This is a genomic window from Ensifer sp. 22521, assembly GCF_052044795.1.
Taxonomy (GTDB): Bacteria; Pseudomonadota; Alphaproteobacteria; order Rhizobiales; family Rhizobiaceae; genus Ensifer.
This window is the reverse complement of record NZ_JBQENM010000029.1, coordinates 47,050-65,729: the sequence shown is the minus strand read 5'-3', so window position 1 is coordinate 65,729 and position 18,680 is coordinate 47,050. Positions and strand designations below refer to the sequence as shown.

At 60.6% G+C, this 18,680-nt stretch carries 17 protein-coding genes and 1 pseudogene; 8 read left to right on the top strand and 10 right to left on the bottom strand.

Going from position 1 to position 18,680, the window contains the following annotated elements:
- Positions 1-25: 25 nt before the first annotated feature.
- Together ACTJKE_RS30615 and ligD (ACTJKE_RS30610) are read left to right on the top strand one after the other, a co-directional pair.
- Positions 26-262: a hypothetical protein gene (locus ACTJKE_RS30615; RefSeq protein ID WP_440637361.1), complete on the top strand. Its 237-nt coding sequence runs from the start codon at positions 26-28 to the stop codon at positions 260-262.
- A gap of 2 nt (positions 263-264) precedes the next feature.
- Positions 265-2,895, top strand: coding sequence for a DNA ligase D (gene ligD / locus ACTJKE_RS30610; RefSeq protein ID WP_440637363.1), 2,631 nt, complete (start codon positions 265-267; stop codon positions 2,893-2,895).
- Positions 2,896-3,060: 165 nt separating this feature from the next.
- Here ligD (ACTJKE_RS30610) and ligD (ACTJKE_RS30605) read toward each other — a convergent pair whose 3' ends face one another.
- Genes ligD (ACTJKE_RS30605) through ku (ACTJKE_RS30595) form a run of 3 tightly spaced genes read right to left on the bottom strand, consistent with a single transcriptional unit; the run spans position 3,061 to position 5,821 of the window.
- A complete protein-coding gene (ligD, locus tag ACTJKE_RS30605) occupies positions 3,061-4,104 on the bottom strand; it encodes a non-homologous end-joining DNA ligase (RefSeq protein ID WP_440637365.1) in 1,044 nt (347 codons plus the stop codon).
- Positions 4,101-4,910: a non-homologous end joining protein Ku gene (ku, locus tag ACTJKE_RS30600; RefSeq protein WP_440637367.1), complete on the bottom strand. Its 810-nt coding sequence runs from the start codon at positions 4,908-4,910 to the stop codon at positions 4,101-4,103. The genes ligD (ACTJKE_RS30605) and ku (ACTJKE_RS30600) overlap by 4 nt, the downstream gene beginning before the upstream one ends.
- A 14-nt stretch (positions 4,911-4,924) precedes the next feature.
- On the bottom strand, positions 4,925-5,821 hold the full coding sequence (gene ku, locus ACTJKE_RS30595) for a non-homologous end joining protein Ku (RefSeq protein WP_440637369.1): 897 nt from the start codon (positions 5,819-5,821) through the stop codon (positions 4,925-4,927).
- A 1,009-nt stretch (positions 5,822-6,830) separates the two neighbouring features.
- Between ku (ACTJKE_RS30595) and copM the strand changes: the two genes are divergently transcribed.
- Positions 6,831-7,247, top strand: a complete 417-nt coding sequence (copM, locus tag ACTJKE_RS30590) for a CopM family metallochaperone (protein WP_082663724.1) — start codon at positions 6,831-6,833, stop codon at positions 7,245-7,247.
- A 532-nt stretch (positions 7,248-7,779) separates the two neighbouring features.
- Here the strand turns inward: copM and ACTJKE_RS30585 are convergent.
- From ACTJKE_RS30585 to ACTJKE_RS30565, 5 genes and pseudogenes are all read right to left on the bottom strand, one after another.
- Positions 7,780-7,995 (bottom strand): DUF2933 domain-containing protein, encoded by a 216-nt coding sequence (locus ACTJKE_RS30585; protein WP_058329486.1) that lies wholly within the window; start codon positions 7,993-7,995, stop codon positions 7,780-7,782.
- A complete protein-coding gene (locus tag ACTJKE_RS30580) occupies positions 7,992-10,214 on the bottom strand; it encodes a copper-transporting P-type ATPase (RefSeq protein WP_058329485.1) in 2,223 nt (740 codons plus the stop codon). Before ACTJKE_RS30580 ends, ACTJKE_RS30585 begins: the two co-directional genes overlap by 4 nt.
- An 85-nt stretch (positions 10,215-10,299) precedes the next feature.
- Positions 10,300-10,519 (bottom strand): annotated as a pseudogene (locus ACTJKE_RS30575) (multicopper oxidase domain-containing protein); the annotation flags it as partial.
- 438 nt (positions 10,520-10,957) lie between these two features.
- Positions 10,958-12,067, bottom strand: a complete 1,110-nt coding sequence (locus ACTJKE_RS30570; protein ID WP_058329484.1) for a flavin-containing monooxygenase — start codon at positions 12,065-12,067, stop codon at positions 10,958-10,960.
- Between the two features lie 525 nt (positions 12,068-12,592).
- Entirely contained in the window at positions 12,593-13,057 is a 465-nt protein-coding gene (locus ACTJKE_RS30565; RefSeq protein ID WP_058329483.1) for an MAPEG family protein, read from the bottom strand.
- A 165-nt stretch (positions 13,058-13,222) separates the two neighbouring features.
- Between ACTJKE_RS30565 and ACTJKE_RS30560 the strand changes: the two genes are divergently transcribed.
- From ACTJKE_RS30560 to ACTJKE_RS30540, 5 genes are all read left to right on the top strand, one after another.
- Positions 13,223-13,465, top strand: a complete 243-nt coding sequence (locus tag ACTJKE_RS30560) for a DUF1236 domain-containing protein (protein ID WP_440693412.1) — start codon at positions 13,223-13,225, stop codon at positions 13,463-13,465.
- A gap of 349 nt (positions 13,466-13,814) precedes the next feature.
- Positions 13,815-14,384: a hypothetical protein gene (locus ACTJKE_RS30555; protein ID WP_058329502.1), complete on the top strand. Its 570-nt coding sequence runs from the start codon at positions 13,815-13,817 to the stop codon at positions 14,382-14,384.
- Positions 14,377-14,796, top strand: coding sequence for a phage holin family protein (locus tag ACTJKE_RS30550; RefSeq protein WP_113515017.1), 420 nt, complete (start codon positions 14,377-14,379; stop codon positions 14,794-14,796). Before ACTJKE_RS30555 ends, ACTJKE_RS30550 begins: the two co-directional genes overlap by 8 nt.
- Positions 14,793-15,731, top strand: a complete 939-nt coding sequence (locus ACTJKE_RS30545) for a DUF3618 domain-containing protein (protein ID WP_440637376.1) — start codon at positions 14,793-14,795, stop codon at positions 15,729-15,731. Before ACTJKE_RS30550 ends, ACTJKE_RS30545 begins: the two co-directional genes overlap by 4 nt.
- Positions 15,732-16,035: 304 nt before the next feature.
- On the top strand, positions 16,036-16,692 hold the full coding sequence (locus tag ACTJKE_RS30540; protein ID WP_058329479.1) for a DUF6766 family protein: 657 nt from the start codon (positions 16,036-16,038) through the stop codon (positions 16,690-16,692).
- A 956-nt stretch (positions 16,693-17,648) separates the two neighbouring features.
- Here the strand turns inward: ACTJKE_RS30540 and ACTJKE_RS30535 are convergent.
- Both ACTJKE_RS30535 and ACTJKE_RS30530 read right to left on the bottom strand, forming a co-directional pair.
- Entirely contained in the window at positions 17,649-18,026 is a 378-nt protein-coding gene (locus tag ACTJKE_RS30535) for a hypothetical protein (protein WP_156436781.1), read from the bottom strand.
- A gap of 89 nt (positions 18,027-18,115) precedes the next feature.
- Complete coding sequence (locus tag ACTJKE_RS30530; protein WP_063893304.1) at positions 18,116-18,505, bottom strand: hypothetical protein; 390 nt, start codon at positions 18,503-18,505, stop codon at positions 18,116-18,118.
- Between the last annotated feature and the right edge of the window lie 175 nt (positions 18,506-18,680).

Below are 18,680 nucleotides of genomic sequence, written 5' to 3'. Positions count from 1 at the left end.
ATAAAACCATATCAGGAGACATCGAATGGCCGACGTCAGCAACACTGCGATCAGAGCGACTATCCAAACCCGAGAAGCGGCAGATCTTGCCGACGAACACTTCGTTCAACACTGCATCTCGAGGCCTGACGTCTTCATTGCGTCGGCAAGTGACATGCCGGCCGCAGGCGAGATCGAGGCCTCGGCGGATATCGCATCCAGCGACGTGGCCACCGTCCGCAGTCTCGGTGACGCCGGCGCGCTCCGTGTATCGAGGCACTGAGCATGACCGACAATCTCTCGAAATATCGTGCCAAGCGCGATTTCCAGAAGACCAGCGAACCGAGCGGTGAGGCCCACGTCAAGCCTTCCAGTCGCCGGCGGTTCGTGATCCAGAAGCACGATGCCACCCGTCTTCACTATGACCTGCGGCTCGAACTCGGCGGGGTGTTCAAGTCCTGGGCCGTGACCAAGGGCCCCTCCCTTGACCCGCACGACAAGCGGCTGGCGGTTGAGGTCGAAGATCACCCGCTCGACTATGGTGACTTCGAAGGCACGATCCCCAAGGGCCAATACGGCGGCGGTACGGTGATGTTGTGGGACCGTGGCTATTGGGAGCCGGAAGGCAGGAAGTCGCCGGAAGATGCCTTGAGGAAGGGAGACCTCAAGTTCACGCTCGAGGGCAAGCGTCTGCACGGCAGCTTCGTTCTGGTCCGGATGCGCAACGACCGCGACCGCGAAAAAAGGACCAACTGGCTGCTGATTAAGCATCACGACGATCATTCCGTCGAGGCGAACGGCGCCGCGATCCTTGAGGAAAATGCCACTTCGGTTGCCTCCGGCCGCAGCATGGAGCAGATCGCCGAAGGCAAGGGACGAAAACCGCGCCCGTTCATGATGGCGAATGCAGGTGTCGAGGCCGACGCCGTCTGGGACAGCAAGCATGGCCTCGCGGCCGACCAGCGTAAGAAGTGGTTGAAGGCTGCGACTTCTATCCCCGCCGACCTGCCGGAGTTCATTGATCCGCAGCTTTGCGATAAGCTTGACCGGCCACCGGCCGGCCATGACTGGCTGCACGAGATTAAGTTCGATGGCTACCGGATTCAGGTGCGGGTTGCTGATGGCAAGGCGACGCTGAAGACCCGCAAGGGTCTGGACTGGACAGCGAAATACCTCGAGATTGCGGAGGCTGCTTCCGTACTGCCCGATTGCATCATCGATGGCGAGATCTGCGCGCTCGATGAGAACGGCGCTCCTGATTTTGCGGCCCTGCAAGCGGCCCTGGCGGAGGGAACGACCGGCAATTTGGTCTACTTCGCCTTCGACCTGCTGTTCGACGGCGATGAGGACTTGCGGTCGATGCGATTGGTCGAGCGAAAGGAGCGGCTTCAGAGCCTGCTCAATGGGGCGACTGACGATCCCCGCATCCGCTATGTCGAACATTTCGAATCCGGCGGCGACGCGGTGCTGCGGTCCGCCTGCAAGCTGCATCTCGAGGGCGTCATCTCCAAGCAGATTGATGCGCCCTATCAATCGGGCCGCACCGAAACCTGGGCGAAGTCGAAATGCCGCGCCGGCCATGAGGTAGTTATCGGCGGTTACGCCAAAACCAACGGCAAGTTCCGGTCTCTTCTCGTCGGCGTCCACCGTGGCGAACACTTCGTCTATGTCGGTCGTGTCGGAACCGGCTACGGCGCCAGGAAAGTCGAGATGCTGCTACCGAAACTGAAGGCGATCGAGACGGCGAGATCGCCGTTTACGGGTATCGGCGCTCCGAAGAAGCAGGCCGAAGTTGTCTGGTTGAAGCCCGAGCTGGTCGCCGAAATCGAATTCGAAGGGTGGACGGCAGATGGCCTCGTCCGTCAGGCAGCGTTCAAGGGGCTGCGCGAGGACAAGCCGGCGAAGGAGGTCGAGGTCGAGAAGCCGGCATCTCCCGGTAAAACCGACACGCCCGAGCCTGCGACGGCTGCCAGCGCCAGACCCGTCCGGCGCAAAGGCGCCAAGGCAGAGGTCATGGGCGTCCTCATTTCCAACCCGGACAAGCCATTGTGGCCGGACGCTGGTGATGGCGAGCCCGTCACCAAGGAAGATCTGGCGCGCTATTACGAGGCGGTCGGCGTCTGGCTGATCGAGCACATCAAGGGCCGGCCCTGTTCGATCATTCGGGCGCCCGACGGGATCGGCGGAGAACAGTTCTTCCAGCGGCATGCGATGCCCGGCACCTCCAACCTCCTTGAGCTGGTGCAAGTCTTCGGCGACAAGAAGCCTTACCTGCAGATCGATCGGATCGAGGGGTTGGCGGCGATCGCCCAGATCGGCGGTGTCGAGCTGCATCCGTGGAATTGCGACCCCGGCAAGCTGGAAGTACCCGGCCGCCTGGTGTTTGACCTTGATCCCGGGCCCGACGTGCCGTTCTCGACCGTGGTCGCGGCCGCGCGTGAAATGCGCGCCCGGCTCGAAGAACTCGGCCTCGTCAGTTTCTGCAAGACGACCGGCGGTAAGGGACTGCATGTCGTCACGCCTCTTGCCGTCAACAAGCGCAAACCGCTGTCCTGGACCGAGGCCAAAGACTTCGCGCACGACGTCTGTCAGCAGATGGCGCGCGACAAGCCCGATCTCTATCTCCTCAAGATGACCAAGAGCCTGAGGGGCGGCAGGATCTTCCTCGACTATCTCCGCAACGATCGTATGGCGACGGCCGTTGCGCCGCTGTCACCGCGCGCGCGGCCCGGCGCCACGGTTTCGATGCCGCTGACCTGGACGCAGGTGAAATCCGATCTCGACCCGAAGCGATTTACCGTCCGCACCGTGCCGGCGCTGCTTGCGAAAACCTCGGCCTGGCAGGACTATTGCGACGGCGAGCGTCCGCTTGAGCAGGCGATCAAGCGGCTCGGAAAATCAAGTCGGTCAGCGTGATCTATGAACCGTGTTTGCCAGGGGATGTGACATGGGCATGGAACCGAAGGACACATCCGAGCCACGCCCGCGTGAGGGTGCTACCACCGACCTGCCGCATGACCGGATAACGGTCGTCCGGCTCCGACCGGGCGCTCCCCGCAAGGGTTAAGCGCCCGGTCTTTTTCAGCCGGGTGGCTTCTCGTTCATGTCGAAGACAGCGGCATTATCCTGGATCTCGCGCAGGCCCTTGAAGGATGCGTGCCGCAAATTGCCGTCATGGGTCCACCCGCGAAACTCAATCTCGGCAATCAATGTCGGCTGGGCGAACACCACGTCCTTGGCTTTGAGCGGTACGACCGGCCGCTTGGTCTTCAGCTTGTCGAGCTTGGCGCGCAGTTCTTCGGCATCCTTGGTTTTAAACCCGGTGCCAACTGAGCCGACATAGACCCAGTCATGCCCCTTGCGACCGGCGAGAAGCAGGCTGCCGATGCCGCCGCGTGCAACGGCGGACTGCTCGTAGCCGACGATCATGAAGCTTTCGCTCTGGACGCATTTGATCTTCAGCCAGTCGCCTGTACGGCCCGAGCGATAGGGCTGATCCCGATGCTTGGCAACGATGCCCTCGAGCCCAAGCGAGCAGGCATTTGCCAGAAGTGCTGCGCCATCGCCATGCATCTCCTCCGATAGCTGGATCGCGCCCGTGGCGCCGTCGAGGAAATCATCGAGCAGATGCCGGCGGACGGAAAGCTCGGTTCGTGTGAGATCGTGGCCGTCGAAATACAAAAGATCGAAAGCGAAGAACACCGACTCTGTCGACGACCGCTTCCCGCCGCGTCCGCCAAGCGAACGCTGCAACGCCCCGAAATCCGAACGCCCCTTCTCATCGAGCACGACAGCCTCGCCATCGAGAATGGCCGTTCCTGCGCCCAGCTTTCGTGCTGCCGTGGCGATCGCCGGAAAACGGTGCGTCCAGTCGTGACCGCCGCGGGTGATGATCCGAACGCCCTTGGGCTCGATGTGGATCGCCAGACGATAGCCGTCCCATTTTACCTCGAAGGCCCAATCTCGACCTTTGGGCGGCACGGTCTTCAGGAGGGCCAGGCACGGCTCGATGCGCTCGGGCATCGGATCGAACGGAAGATGGGGTTGCGCTGGATCGCGCGGCCGGGCCGGTTTCGACTTCAAAAGCTGTTCGTCCTGAAGCAGCGGCTTGGTGCGGCGGCTCATCTGCCGCCCCGCCTTTCGGCCGCGACCGATTTCTTCAGGGCGTCCATGATATTGACGACGTTGCTGGCTGGCGACGACGGCTGCGGTTTGGCCTTGCCTTTGGCCGGCTTCTTCAGCGTCTTCTTCTTGGCGGCGATGATATCGAGCAGCCGCTCCTGGACAGGGTCGGCTACCATTTTCGCACTCCAGTCCTTCGTCTGCTTTTTGATCAGTTGCTGGACCAACGGCATCATCTCGGAATCGGCTCTCCCATCGCCGATCGCCTCGAAATAGCTATCCTCATCGCGAACCTCGTCCCCATAACGCAGCGTCCAGAGCACGATACCCTTTCCGCGTGGCTCCAGCATGACGGCGCGCTCGCGCCGCGAGATCACCAGCCGGGAAATGCCGACCATGTTCTGGGCTTCCATCGCGTCGCGGATGACCGAAAATGCTTCCTCGCCGACCGGGTCGTCAGGGGAAAGATAATAGGGCGTGTCGAGCCAGATCCACTCAATGCTGTCGCGTGGCGTGAAGGTGGAAATGTCGATTGTCCTGGTGCTCTCCAACGCCACGTTCTCCAGTTCCTCGTCTTCGAGAATGATGTATTCGTCCTCGCCGCGCTGATAGCCTTTGACCTCGTCTTCTTCCTTCACCTCCTTGCCGGTGACCGAGTCGACATAATGGCTGACGACGCGGTTCTGGGTCTGGCGATTGAGGGTATGAAAACGGACCTTCTCGCTTTCGGATGTCGCCGGCATCATCTGCACTGGGCAGGTGACGAGCGAAAGTTTTAGATAGCCTTTCCAGTGAGGGCGGATGGCCATAACTCACCCTCCGATCAGCCGGCGCGACGCGCCGGCGGCGCGGCCCGCTTCGACTTCGCGGCAGTTTTTGCTGCCTTCTGGCGGCCGGCGCCGCGGTTGGCGTTGGCGGCCGCGCGCTTCGGCTTCGTCTCCTTGGCGCCCAGCCCGGCACTTTCGCGAAGCGCTTGCAGTAGATCGCTCGGCTTGGAGGCGACCGGCGCCTTCTTCTTCGGCAACGTGCGGCCCTCGATCTTAGCCTTCACCAGTTCGGCGACCGCGGCCTCGTAGCGATCATCGAACGTGCTGGCATCGAAGGTGCCCTTCTTGGTTCCGATGATGTGTTCGGCGAGCTCGAGCATTTCGCCCTCGATTTTGAGATTCGGGATTTCCTCGAATGCCTTTTCCGACGAGCGGACCTCGTAGTCGAAGTTCAGCGTCGAGGCGATCAGGCCTTTGCCATGCGCGCGAATGAGCACGGTGCGGATCCGTCGGAAGAGCACGGTCTGGGCAATTGCGGCGACCCCTTGCTTTTTCATGCCGTCCCGCAGCAGCAGGAAGGCATCCGTGCCCATCTTGTCGGGCGCGAGATAATAGGGCTTGTCGAAATAGGTCGTGTCGATCTGCGAGCAGGGAACAAAGGCCTCGATCCTGAGAGTCTTGTCGCTCTCCGGGATAGCCGCGGCGACCTCCTCGGGCTCGAGCACGACATATTGGCCATTCTCGACTTCATAGCCCTTGACCTGATCCTCACGCTCCACCGGATCGCCGGTCTCGCTGTCGATGAACTCGCGTTTAACCCGGTTGCCGGTTTTGCGATTGAGCGTGTTGAAGGCGATGCGCTCGGATGAGGAGGCGGCCGTATAGAGCGCCACCGGACAGGAGACCTCTCCGAATTTGATATAACCCTTCCAATTCGCTCTTGGACCAGCCATGACACCGACACTCCACCACAATCAAGCGATTCAAGTTATTCGGCGGCGAATCGTTCCGACTCGAAACGAATCATTTTTCAATGACTTAGCTCTGTTCGGCTGTGCGTTGTGCAAGTCCGCCTAGGTTCCTGATTCAATGCATCTTTTGGCGGCGACGCGCATTTTCTGAGTAGTACAACCTCAAGGAGACCTACCAAGAAAGGCGGGAAGCGTCGAAACGGCAACTAGGTTCGTTGGTTCGATGCGCCGCAGTTCGAAATGACCTAGGTCTTTGTTCAATGGCCATCAACGGACGAATGTGAACGGCTTGTGCGGGGTTGCCCACAATTCGGTTGACACCATTTTCTGATAGGGCAGGTCGCCCAGCCGTCGATCATGGAGAACATCACGAAGTACATCGCGACACACTGAGAACCATGTTGCCGCGAAGGCGGTCCCTTCCCAATGCTGCATTGGCTGCCTGTTTGGTCGTTCATCGCGACCTCCTCCGCTCACTTGTTCCGAACGTCCTCGAAACCGTGCGACCGCTCGTAGGTTCCATTTCGGGTGTGCGTCGCGGGACATCCACAACCAGCCGATCCACAAGCCGCCCGTTCCGGCCCGGAACTTTTGATCGGCAGACGGATTGTAGGCTCGAAGGGAACGCGCCCCATGCCTGCCTTGCGAGTATCACTCCAGGTCATCTTAATCGGTGCACTCTGCCTTGGGATTCTCAGTCTGCACGGCCCACAGGGCGCCACCGTTCATGTCGGTCGCCCTTGCCTCTCCGTCACGGAGCCTGACCATCACGATTCCGACTTTGCCTCGCCGCCGGGCTGCTCCACAAAATCTCAGTGCTGTGCGGTGCTGGTGGATTTCGTGTGTGCGGCGAAGATTCGCCCCCCACATCTTCGCAGCCCGCTTGCAGTGCAGGCTAAGGCTTTCCTGCTCGTCCGGGTGCTTCATCCGCCGCCCAAGACCAGCATTCTTCCGATCTGAAACACACGTCCTTCCGAACATGGAGAGTACAATGAACAGCTTGCTTAAGCTCATAGTCGCCGGGACAGCCATCCTTTTCGTAGCGACCGAAACGGCGTCGGCTCAGATGGCGATGCCGGACGCATGCAAATCGGCATCTTCGATGAGTGGCGACATGAAGATGCCAGGCGGCATGCAGACGGGCGAAATGGCCGAGCATCAGAAAGCGATGATGGAGTCCATGCAGAAAATGCACCCGGCCATGATGCAGGGAATGATGGCGAAGGATCCTGATGTCGCGTTCATCTGCGGGATGATCGGCCATCACATAGGCGCGATCAGTATGTCCGAGGTCGAGCTGAAATACGGTGATGACGAGCAGGCCAAGTCGATGGCCCAGAAGATCATCGACGCTCAGAAGAAGGAAATCGAGGAGATGAGCGCCTGGGTCAAGGAACACGCCAAATGAGTCCTCGATAGCTTGATCGCGAGGATGCTCAGAGAGGCATCCTCCCGTGGGTCACTGCCGGAACCTGCTGGCGGCGTCACGGGCCATCCGCGTGACGCACCAGCGTGCATAGATGGGCCCGAGGAGCGGGCCGATAATTCTGCCCGCCACCGTTGCCGGATCGTCGTAGTTGATGAATACCCGTAGCCGGGGAACCACCACCGGATCCATGGACCTCGAATCCCATCCTGTAGGCTCCGATGACAAGGAGGTCCGGCCGTCCCAGTGTCTCCCAGACCTTGCTGACCGGAGGCCGGTGTTCGACAATCACCTCCTCCACTGTGAGCTTCAGTCCGAGTACGCTTCCTCGTATCGATGCGGGATCCGACAGCGCGTCCGGCAGAATCGTCGAGCGCGTATGACATCCGTCCGCCGAGCATCATCATCGACGGCTTCCCCATGTGTGAAGCGAGGGCGGCCTGGTCATCGAGGAAGTCGAAAAGCGCCTCGGGGGAAGCAACATCGGTGACGGATTCTGCCCAGCGAACGTAGCTCATGTGATGTCCCCCGGCTCCGTCGGGTGGCTTCCACGGTCATGGCGATGCCCGCCGTGCCCATGTCCATGGAAGAGATGCATCAAAGGGCACGCAAGCAGTAGCAGGTAGGGCGTGAGACCCAACACGTGCTGCCAGTGCTCGCGAAGTACGAAGAATGCGGCAATCACTGCCAGCGAAGCGGCAAACAAAATCCATCTGCGATCCCACATCATATCCGTGCGCTCCTCAATCTCAGGGCATTGCCAATCACGCTGACGGACGAAAGCGCCATGGCGGCGGCAGCGATGATCGGCGACAGCAGCAGCCCGAAGGCGGGATAGAGCACCCCCGCCGCTACGGGTACGCCTGCGGCGTTGTAGATGAAGGCGAAGAACAGGTTCTGCCGGATGTTCGCCATGGTCGCGTGGCTGAGGCGCCGCGCGCGCACGATGCCCTGCAGATCGCCTTTGAGCAGGGTCACGCCCGCACTTTCGATCGCGACATCGGTCCCGGTTCCCATGGCGATGCCGACGTCGGCGGCGGCAAGGGCTGGGGCGTCGTTGACGCCGTCACCCGCCATGGCGACGATCCTGCCTTCCTTGCGCAGGCGGGCGACGATCTCACTCTTGTGCTCGGGCAGGACTTCCGCCTCGACCTCCGTGATCCCAAGCTTGCGGGCGACCGCACTGGCGGTAGTCTTGTTGTCGCCGGTGAGCATCACCACGCGGACCCCGTCCCTGATCAGCGCCTCCACCGCAGTCGGTGTCGTAGCCTTGATCGGATCGGCAATAGCAAATAGTCCGCCCAGGCGGCCGTCGATGGCCGCGAAGATCACGGTTGCTCCCTCGCCACGCAGGTCTTCCGCCTTCCGCGACAGCGCAGAGACGTCCACCTTCTCCTCCGACATGATCCGGTGGCTGCCGATGATGAGCCTGAAGCCGTCGACGATGCCCGTCACGCCTTTGCCGACCGGACTGTCGAAGTCTTCGGCTATCCCGAGTTTCACTCCGCGCTCGTTGGCGGCATCGACGATGGCGCTTGCGAGCGGATGTTCGCTCGGCCGTTCGAGCGTGGCGGCCAGTCGCAGCAACTCGGCTTCAGATACGTCGTTCACGGCGACGATTTCGGTGACCTTCGGCTTGCCCTCGGTCAGTGTTCCGGTCTTGTCGACCACCAGCGTGTCGACCTTCTCGAAGCGTTCGAGAGCTTCGGCGTTCTTGATCAGCACGCCGACCCCCGCACCCTTGCCGACACCGACCATGATCGACATCGGCGTGGCGAGACCGAGGGCGCAGGGGCAGGCTATGATGAGCACCGCCACGGCTGCGACCAGTCCGTGGGCGAACCGCGGCTCCGGTCCGATCATCATCCACGTCGCGAAGGCAATGACGGCAATCAGGATGACGACCGGCACGAACCAGCCGGAGACCTCGTCGGCGAGCCGCTGGATCGGGGCCCGGGAGCGCTGCGCCTCGGCGACCATGTGGACGATCCGGGACAGCATGGTGTCGTGGCCGACCTTGCCCGCCTCCATGATGAAGCCGCCCGTCCGGTTCATCGTGCCGCCGATCAGTTTTGCCCCAATCTCCTTGGTGACGGGCATCGACTCGCCGGTGATCATGGATTCATCGACCGAGCTGCGGCCTTCGAGGAGAGTACCGTCGACCGGAACCTTCTCGCCAGGGCGAACGCGCAGCTTGTCGCCAACGACGACGGCCTCAAGCTCCACATCCTCATCAGTACCATCGCGGCGTATGCGGCGGGCGGTCTTCGGCGCGAGATCAAGAAGCGCCCTGATCGCACCGCCTGTCTGCTCGCGCGCCTGCAGTTCGAGCACCTGCCCGAGCAACACCAGCACGGTGATGACGGCGGCCGCCTCGAAGTAGATCGCAACCGCTCCTTCGCTGGATCGGAATGTTCCCGGAAACAGGTCGGGGGTCACGGTTGCGACGACGCTGTAGACCCAGGCGACGCCCGTACCCATGGCGATCAGCGTAAACATGTTGAGGTGCCGGGTGACGAGCGATTGCCAGGCCCGATCGAAGAAGAGAGCGCCGGCCCAAAGGACGACCGGGGTCGCCAGAATGAGTTGGAGCCAGTTCGACGTCTGCGCGCCGAGCAGCATGTGCAGATTGGTGAGATGACCGCCCATCTCGAGCGCCAGCACGGGCAATGTCAGAACCAGCCCGATCCAGAACCGCCGCCGCATGTCGACAAGCTCCGGGCTTGGACCCATGTCGGCCGTGACGACCTCCGGCTCGAGCGTCATGCCGCAGATCGGGCAGTTGCCGGGGCCGAGTTGGCGTACCTGCGGATGCATTGGGCAAGTGTAGATCACGCCCTCCTGCTGTGGGCCCTGTTTGTCCGGGGCCTCGGAAGACGTCGCATTCTGATTGGTGGGATGATGGTGCTCGTGACCTTCATGTTGGTGGTGATGCTTATGGTCGTCCATGGGATTTTTCCATAATGGTACTCGCTTATAACGGAGATAGTGCGAGGCAGCTCTTTGTCGCGGAGGGCGGGCCCGCGTATCCTGGTTAGACGTAGGCGACGAAGGACATCATTCCCGATGCAATGTGATAGAAGTGATGGCAGTCAGCGGCCCGGATTGCTGGCGTCGAACACGACGCTCACGCTCCCCATCGGTGGCACGAGAACGGTGTCCCGCACCGCGCCGTTGAAGGCCTTTCCGCCTATGTCGACGACCTGAAAATGATACCCGTGGAGATGCATCGGGTGCGACATCATCGACATGTTGCGACTTCGACCCTTTCACCTTCGCGGATGCCGGCCGTCCGCACGATCAGAGGCGCGGCAAGCTTCGTGGGCGATGCCTTGGGACACTCCCTGCGGATGCTGTTCTTCGAAGTCGACTTCCGTTGAAAAAGAAAGCCTGGCTCCGATGCATCAGCGACAGGCTATATCGGGACGCGATACCCGGCGATGCGCTTGGGAGGAACGGCATCGCATAACTGTCGTATAATGCACAATTGCCCAAAAATAAAGCATAATCACACGTGCATAATCAGTCGGCAAGAAGCCTGCCAGGTCGCAGCCGGAGGTAGGTGAGTGATTGCAGCCGGTAATTCCATCTAACTGGGATTGTTTTTGGAATCCCGACCTAGCACAGGCGAAAGAACACTCAAGTTTGGGGCGCGCGCGGACGAAACAACCATTGCAGACAATTTGCCACCTTCACTTTGTGCTGCTCCGCCGCTCGATATCAGCGGTCACTGCGGCCGCCTCCCTACCGATCTCCCTGAGCAGGCCGGTGACCGGATTGTGGAAACCGACGAGATAAAGGCCGAGCTCGGCGGATTGGCGAGTGATGCCGCTCTTGCCGGGCCGCAATGCCGCCGGCAGGAACTTCTCGAAACCCGGCCGGTAGCCGGTGGCGAGGATGACGCTGTCGAACTCCGCGTGCCTGCCGGAAACGAAAATGGCACCGCGCTCGGTGAAACGCTTGATGTCTGGTGCCACCTTGATGTCCCCGGACTTGATCGCTCTCACCGTGCCGACATCGATGACCGGGATGCGTCCGGCGTTGACCTGCTCAAGAATGCCCTGCTGCGGCCTGGCGATGCCGTATTTTTCGAGCTTGCCCAGCGCGAGGTCGAGGATGATGGGGAACAATCTGTCGTTCACCGCTTGCGGCAGCGATTGGGTGGCGATAGCGATGTTCTGGATCGGCACGCCGAACAGCTGGCGCGGCACGATGTGGATGCCGTTTCGTACCGACAGCGTCGGGCGAGCGCCGCACTCGGCAAGGTCGAGCGCAATCTCGGCGCCGGTGTTACCCATCCCGACAACCAGCACCGACTGGCCGGTGAAGGGCGCGGCCTCGCTGTAATCAGCGCTATGCAGCCGCCTGCCCTTGAAAGCCTCGATCTCGGGCAGGCTGGGAACGAAGGGCTCAGAATTTTTGCCGCTCGCGACCACAACGTGGCGCGCGGGGAAAGTGTCCCTTTCGGTCTCGACCAGGTAGCCGCCGTCCTCGCGGCGGATGGAGTTGACTTTTTCCCCGAAGCGCGGTCGGAGCTCGAAACGCTCGGCATAGTCGTCGAGATAGGTGACCAGCTTTTCGCGCGGCACGTAGCGCGGATAGTCTTTCGGGAATGGCACGTGCGGCAGTGAGGAGGACGCCTTCACCGTATGCAGGTGCAGCCGCCGGTAATGGCGCCGCCAGGCAGGCGCGATCTCATGCGCCTTCTCAAGGATTAAGAAATCGAGCCCCGCCCGTCTTAGGCAGGCGCCGACCGCGAGGCCAGCCGGCCCGGCGCCGACAATGACGACATTGGTATCCACTCGATGCTCGCTCCCAGGATGGAGGCTATTTCGACACTGGCTCGGTGACAAGTGGACGGACGCGCCACATTAACTCGACCGTCTGCGCCGGCCAGCGGGTTTCCATGTTTTCGCCGAAGTTTTTTTTAGCGCGGCGACCGCCGCCTCGTAAGCGCCGCCTCTTTTAAGCGGTACTGATTTCCTGCGCGGCATAGTTAGTGGAGGATCATGACCGACGGCTTCTTGAGAGGTGGCCTCGCGACCAGCGCCACTTAGCCCTCGCCTTGTTCGGGATGGATGGAAGGGTCGGTGGGAATACACTTGGGGAAACTTAGGAATGTAAATTAGCGGCACGGAGACCCCCGCCACAAAAACCCATGCATAAACGACAATGGCAAGGTTGGGCATGCTCACTAGTTCCGCCTACAGGTGCGGATCTGTGCCGCACGGTGTTGGTCAGCAACCAGGAATTCACCGGCCAGCGTCGGCGTCGGCATTCGACCAGAATGACGGGGTGGCCATGGCGGCCAGCGAGGCGGTTCTGGTTCAGGCGAGCGCCGCGACCAAAGTCCACCCCGTCATGAAAATCAGGAGGAGCGAGCCGACTGTCCAGAGCTTGGCGCGCATGTCGTGAGTCTGTGCCGAATAGTAGGCCGCGAAGTGCAGTAATCTGGAGACGACATAGCCGTAGAGCAGCAGCCGCGCCAGCCACAGTGAAGGTTCGGTCAGCACGAAGAGAAAACCGGCGACCAGGAAGAAGGGGATGTTCTCCAGATCGTTCTGGTGTATGCGCCGGATACGCTCGACCCGCTCGTTGGGCTCAAGCTGCCTCGGGTCCGGATTGGGGTTGAGCGGTGTCTTGCGTAGATCCTCAGGCGAGCGGAAGCCGCCCTTTTCCCGCATCATGCGCCAGACCGTCAGCCACGACATGGCGACCGCCTTCAGGATCATCAGGCTGGCCGCGGTGGCGTAGGTCGCCAGTAGCGGATTTTCTAGGTTCGGCAAATCCATCAAGGCTCTCCGTCGCGACAGTGCTGGTCATCCAAGCCGCTTACCCGTCAGCGCTCAAGGCGGCATAAAGGGCGGTCAATGGTGGCCTGATCATCCGCGCAATGACGCGGCGTTCATCCAACTCAAGTGTACAAAAAGAGCGGCCTCCTTGGCCAATTTGTCTCTATTGTATTTGAAAATGGAACCTTCACGTCAGAGCAGGAAACGGTCGTTCGCGAAGACGTGAAAAAGAAGCCGATTGCTTCGGTCATTCTCCCAGGAGTGAAGCTGAATGTCGGCTCGACGGTTCCCGAGATAGTGGAACTGCACACGATCGACGCGCCGGACATCACCTACCGCTATGTCGTCGTTGACAACCGGCCAGTGCTGGCGGACCCAAGTACCCGCACTGTGCGGGTTCTCAACTAGCCCTGTCAACGCCGTCACTCCATTTGGGAAGGGACAGCCGCCCACCGCTCGAACCTACCGTGGCTGCAGCGGTCACACCCAAGCGGGCAGCAAGACTGGCGCCACCCGTAGCGACCTCACGCAACCACGAGATAAATAGGCACTCGTTGGCAATTCCTGCCCGCCGCGAGTGCGGGCCGACGCCCCTCGCTCCACGCCAAGCTCCCATAGGAACCGAGGGTTTACAGCTCCTTGAAGTCGGGGTTCGTCGAACAATCCGAACTGCGCCCGTATCAAAGGAACAAGGATCATATTCGCTGGTTTGAAGTTCAATGGATCGGGCTCGCGTCTGATCGAAGAGGAGGCGCAAATGATCGACGACCCAAAGGACCGCAGACCACAACAACAGGAAGGTTTCTCACCGTCCGAGGAGGGCGGTCGATACTCGGAAGGTCTTGGAAACCGCTCTGCCGGGTGCCTGGATGAAAGCCAGACGAATGAAAACTCAGCCGGTGATGAGCAAGCCAATCAAGCGAAAACAGCCGCAATGCGGGCCGTGGATGAAGAAAAGAGCGCGCTGGCCCGCCAACTGCGCGGTCTAGCAGGCGCCATGGAAAAGGTCGGATCCGAGCTTCGCCAGTCGGAACAACCGGCGCTTGGGCGGTACACGCAGCACATTGGGCAGTCGATCGGACGGTTGGCGCGCGATTGTGAAAACCGAGAACTGGGCGAAATAGCGGCTATGGCGGAAGATTTCGGGCGAAAGCAGCCTCTGGCCTTTCTCGGAATCGCAGCAATTGCTGGACTGGCGGCAAGCCGATTCCTGTCTGCCTCGGCCGAACGATCCCACATCACCCCGAATGTTGCCCAACCGAATTCCACCGCGACACACGGCAAGGAAGGCGACTGGGACTTTGAAAAGGAATTGCGCGATGCTTGACCCTCGTGATGACCGCTCCTTATCCGACCTCATGACAGGATTGGTGACAGACATAGCCGGGCTTTTTCGAAAGGAAATCGATCTCGCGAAGGCCGAGGCAGGCGAGAATCTAAATCGGGCTATCGGCAGCATCGAGACGCTTGTCGTTGGGCTTATCTTCGCAATAGCGGCCGTGGGTGTACTCTTGGGCGCGGTCGTGCAAGGGCTGGGCGCCTTCCTCATTGCGCAAGGAATGCAGGAAGCGAACGCTGATGCCCTATCAGCGGCCGTCGTCGGTCTCGTCGTGGGTCTTCTCGCATGGGTGATGATCTCGCGTAGCCTCGCCAGGCTCGGAAACCGCAGCGTGCGCTTCGACAAAACGACGGCGTCCCTCCATCGTGACCTCGAAGTGGCTAAGGAGACAGTACGATGACCGTGGACACGCATTCGCCTGCTGAGTTGCAGCGCGAGATCGAAGCCGATCGCCAAAGGATCGAAGAAAAGCTTCACGCCATCCAGGAACGGATGTCGCCTGGCGAATTGATGGATGAGTTTCTTGACTATGCGAGGAGGAGCGGAGGAGCGGAATTTCTCAAGAACCTCGGCGGCGCGATGAAGTCGAACCCCATTCCGGTAGCCCTGACGGGCATCGGCCTTGCGTGGCTGCTTGCGGATCCTGCGTCCCGTGCACCTCAAGCTTCGGCCCCCGATAACGGTGTAGACAGCTATCCACTCGCTTCCGTGAGCGGAAGTCTTCGGCGTATTGGGCCGGTCGAGGCAAGTTTTGGAGAACGATACAGCCATTTCGAAGATCAGGGAGGCAGTCGCTTTCGCGCCCGAACCGATGCGGCCGGCTACAGGGCCGGTCATTTCGTGGATCCGAGTGGCGCCGTCTATCGCGGCTTCGCCGACGCATCCGGATCACCGATCGAGGACATCCGTGATGAAACGGGAAGGTTGTTCGACGAAGCCTCCGGCTGGGGGTCGGCTACCTGGCGAGAGATGAAGGGCGCAGCAAGCGGCATTTCCGAAACGATTGCAGAAGCCGGCCGCTCGGCGGCGGACAGTGCTCGAGGTGTCCGCCAGATCGCTCAAACTCAAGGAGCACAGCTGAACGCTGCCATTCTCAAGAACTTTCGCGACCAGCCTCTCGTGGGTGGCGCGCTTGCGTTTGCGATCGGTGCAGCCATTGGAGCAGCGCTGCCTGCAACGGCGCTGGAGGATGTTACCGCCGGTGCGGCCTCGGACCGCGTGCGCGACCATCTCGCGGCTACGGCGGACGCCGCCGCCGAAGGCGCGATCGAAGGTGCCAAGGGAGCCTTGGACGAGACCCGCAGAACGACGCCAGGCGAGACGCCTGATGGATGAAGCCCGACCGGGTCATCCGGCCGGCCCATTTCGATGATGACGAGATAGGTGCTGCTGGAAGGGGCCACCGAAGAAGCGCCGAAAATTCGGACCGGCAACGCTCAGCTCGTACTGCTCACGCTCTTGCGGCAACCGTGGCCGGAGTGCACAGGCGGCCCATATATTCCTCAGATCCAATCGGGCTAGGATACCATTTCGCACCCATGGCGTTCGCAGCGGTTGCGATGATTGCATTATAACGCAGAGCTGAACGCCATCCCTGGCAGTTACATGCATGTCGTGGCACGACGAAAGGGGAGAAAGAATGCGCTTTCTCAGGGATAACGGGCTCTCCATTGTCTTGATCGCTCTGTGGCTCGCCACAGTCGCGGGAATGCTAATCACCGGATGGAGCGTTTATGCACGCGAGCTCGCCGATCACAGTTCGGCTCAGATCGGGCTGGCCGCTTACGCAAAATCTGGGCACTTCTTCTCATCGCTTTTTGAAAACTGGGAATCGGAGTTCCTGCAAATGTCGGCCTATGTGATGCTGACCGCTTTCCTGTTTCAGCGCGGCTCAGCCGAATCGAAGGACCCCGACGAGCAGGCGGAACAGGACGAAGACCCTGAACTGAAACAGGATGACAAGGAAGCTCCGTGGCCGGTTCGCGTCGGCGGTTTCGCAAAGTGGTTATATTCCTACTCATTGGGCCTTGCTCTCGGTCTCCTTTTCCTCCTGACCTTCGTCCTCCATCTCCTCTACAGCAGCGAGGCTGCAAATGCCGAAGCCTTGATGCATGGACAGCCAGCAGCCTCGGTTGCCGAGCATCTCGTCAGCGCGCAGTTCTGGTTCGAGTCTTTCCAGAACTGGCAAAGTGAGTTCCTTTCGACAGCCGTTATCGTCGTGTTCTCGATCTTTCTGAGATTCCGGGGCTCACCCGAATCGAAACCGGTCGCTGCGCCCCACGCGAAAACGGGGTGAGCAACCTCGCAAGAGCAAGATGAAGTCGTTGAGGCTGTTGCTGTAGATCGCAACGATCACCGGAACAGACGCATTCGTATAGGCGTGATTGTAATCGATCATGAGCAGAGCACCCTTCGGAAGATTAAACGCCCAGCAAAAAGCCGAAGCGATCGCTTGCCGCGCGGACTTCGCCCTCGCCCGGTTGGCCTGTTCATCACCGGTTTTGGTTGCCGTGATACAATTCGCAAGTCGGATGCATCCAAGAGGAGCCAAGCATGAGCCGAAATACCGTCCTTGGGATAATTCTTGCCGTGGTGGTCATCATCCTCATCGTCCTTCTCATACCAAAGAAGGAAACGACCCCCGAGACCGCAACACCGCCGGCGACCACGACTGAGCCGACGACATCTCAACCGTCGACGACCACGCCATCGACAACTACCCCCTCGACGACAGCACCGTCGACTGCTGAGCCGTCAACCACGACACCGTCGACTACTCAGCCGTCTACGACGCAGCCTTCAACGACGACGCCTGCTCAATAGAGCTTTCTAGGGTCGCGACCACCCTGCGCCCGGACAGCGGTCCCTGGGTGGTCGCGCTTACCCAGTCTGGACGACCCATCTGAAGAGCGCCTCGCCGGGGTACCTTGGAAGAATGATTGAAGTCGCAAGGCGCGGAGAAGCGGATATCGCGATGTTGGGCTCGAAAATCGCACAATGCATCCAATGACGCAGACTGCTGCTTCCGATCACGATGGTCCGGGCAACTCGCGGGGACCAGGCGCAACCTGATCACAAGACGCGTCGGTCCCCGCTACGTCCTCACAGAAATGCTAATCGAATGTTTCGAGGAGGTGCCGGCCCCTGTGAACGTCGGTCGCTAAGTGCTGCAGGCCGAGAGGATAGCGCCACTGCGGTTTAAGCAAGCACGAAGCTTCGCCTCCCGATCCCAGAACCGCTTTGAAGCCGCCTCTACGAAATGGGCTCGAGCGGCACCACACCTGCGTCGCTCACAATCCCGGCCTCCGTGTGTCCGATCGCCTCCAGATGGCTGAACGCGTCCATACCCCAGTGGATAGCCGCAGCCTCGTTGACGAGGATGTCGGCGCCATCCTTGAGAGGGGAGCCGGCGAGTTGGCCGTCGGCTTTCACCGCCTTGCCGTCGGATAGCTTTACGTTGCCGATCTTCGAGGCGACGACAAACGGCACACCTCCGGCCTTTGGTGATTGCGTCTTTCGGCTTTTTTGAGCGCAGCCGCGTCCAACTGAGGATTGTATCTTTTCCGCAACGTGTTGATGGTTTTCGCCGCTGTGACCACGTTCGGTGTCAAATGTCGTCTTGTCGGCCACTTCTAGATCCTTTTCTTACGCGCCGCCAAGAACCTGACGGGAGCACTGCCGAAAGGCGGCAGCGAATGGTTTCGCGCACGCCAAATGGATTATTTGTGCGTGTCGGGAGACTCCGCCCGGCCTGTGGAGATGGAGCTGCCAGCGGCGGAAGGTGGATCGCTGGCGGGGAAGGAGCTCTTCAAACCTTCGTCGAGTTGCTCCTCCAACGTACCGGTGTCCTTGGCGCTACGGGCACTACGCAGTGATTCAACGGCCGGAGAACCTGTAGCATCACGTGTGTTGGCGCTAACGGTCTCGACCTCTCCGAACGTGGCCACTTGCACCATCAGGGCCTTCGCTTTTGCCACCGCGGCATCCACGCCGAGATCGTCAGGGCAGCTTTCCAGACGAATAGAAATCACGTCGCCACCTTCCGCGATCCATTCGACTGTCATGATGCCACCGGGGTCAGTTAAGACCTGCTGCCCGATAATGTTCATTTTAGCTGCCTCCATTGACGATCCATACAGAACCCGCCCGAGTAACGGTTGTTCCAAGACATGACCGGACGGAAAGAGGATGGCCTCGCGAAGGAGACCATCCTTTTTGCTTAAATGGGGCTAACGGTGCTTCTTTTGCTGAGCCTCAACCTTCTTGGGTGGTCACGACTTCGGA

What these genes read in the sequence shown, in the direction of transcription:
- ligD (WP_440637363.1), top strand. Translation starts at nt 265, where the DNA reads ATGACCGACAATCTCTCGAAATATCGTGCCAAGCGCGATTTCCAGAAG.
- ku (WP_440637369.1), bottom strand. Translation starts at nt 5,821, where the DNA reads ATGGCTGGTCCAAGAGCGAATTGGAAGGGTTATATCAAATTCGGAGAG.
- ACTJKE_RS30615 (WP_440637361.1), top strand. Translation starts at nt 26, where the DNA reads ATGGCCGACGTCAGCAACACTGCGATCAGAGCGACTATCCAAACCCGA.
- ACTJKE_RS30555 (WP_058329502.1), top strand. Translation starts at nt 13,815, where the DNA reads ATGATCGACGACCCAAAGGACCGCAGACCACAACAACAGGAAGGTTTC.
- ACTJKE_RS30545 (WP_440637376.1), top strand. Translation starts at nt 14,793, where the DNA reads ATGACCGTGGACACGCATTCGCCTGCTGAGTTGCAGCGCGAGATCGAA.
- ACTJKE_RS30565 (WP_058329483.1), bottom strand. Translation starts at nt 13,057, where the DNA reads ATGGATTTGCCGAACCTAGAAAATCCGCTACTGGCGACCTACGCCACC.
- ku (WP_440637367.1), bottom strand. Translation starts at nt 4,910, where the DNA reads ATGGCCATCCGCCCTCACTGGAAAGGCTATCTAAAACTTTCGCTCGTC.
- ACTJKE_RS30530 (WP_063893304.1), bottom strand. Translation starts at nt 18,505, where the DNA reads ATGAACATTATCGGGCAGCAGGTCTTAACTGACCCCGGTGGCATCATG.
- ACTJKE_RS30550 (WP_113515017.1), top strand. Translation starts at nt 14,377, where the DNA reads ATGCTTGACCCTCGTGATGACCGCTCCTTATCCGACCTCATGACAGGA.
- ACTJKE_RS30585 (WP_058329486.1), bottom strand. Translation starts at nt 7,995, where the DNA reads ATGATGTGGGATCGCAGATGGATTTTGTTTGCCGCTTCGCTGGCAGTG.
- copM (WP_082663724.1), top strand. Translation starts at nt 6,831, where the DNA reads ATGAACAGCTTGCTTAAGCTCATAGTCGCCGGGACAGCCATCCTTTTC.
- ACTJKE_RS30540 (WP_058329479.1), top strand. Translation starts at nt 16,036, where the DNA reads ATGCGCTTTCTCAGGGATAACGGGCTCTCCATTGTCTTGATCGCTCTG.
- ACTJKE_RS30580 (WP_058329485.1), bottom strand. Translation starts at nt 10,214, where the DNA reads ATGGACGACCATAAGCATCACCACCAACATGAAGGTCACGAGCACCAT.
- ligD (WP_440637365.1), bottom strand. Translation starts at nt 4,104, where the DNA reads ATGAGCCGCCGCACCAAGCCGCTGCTTCAGGACGAACAGCTTTTGAAG.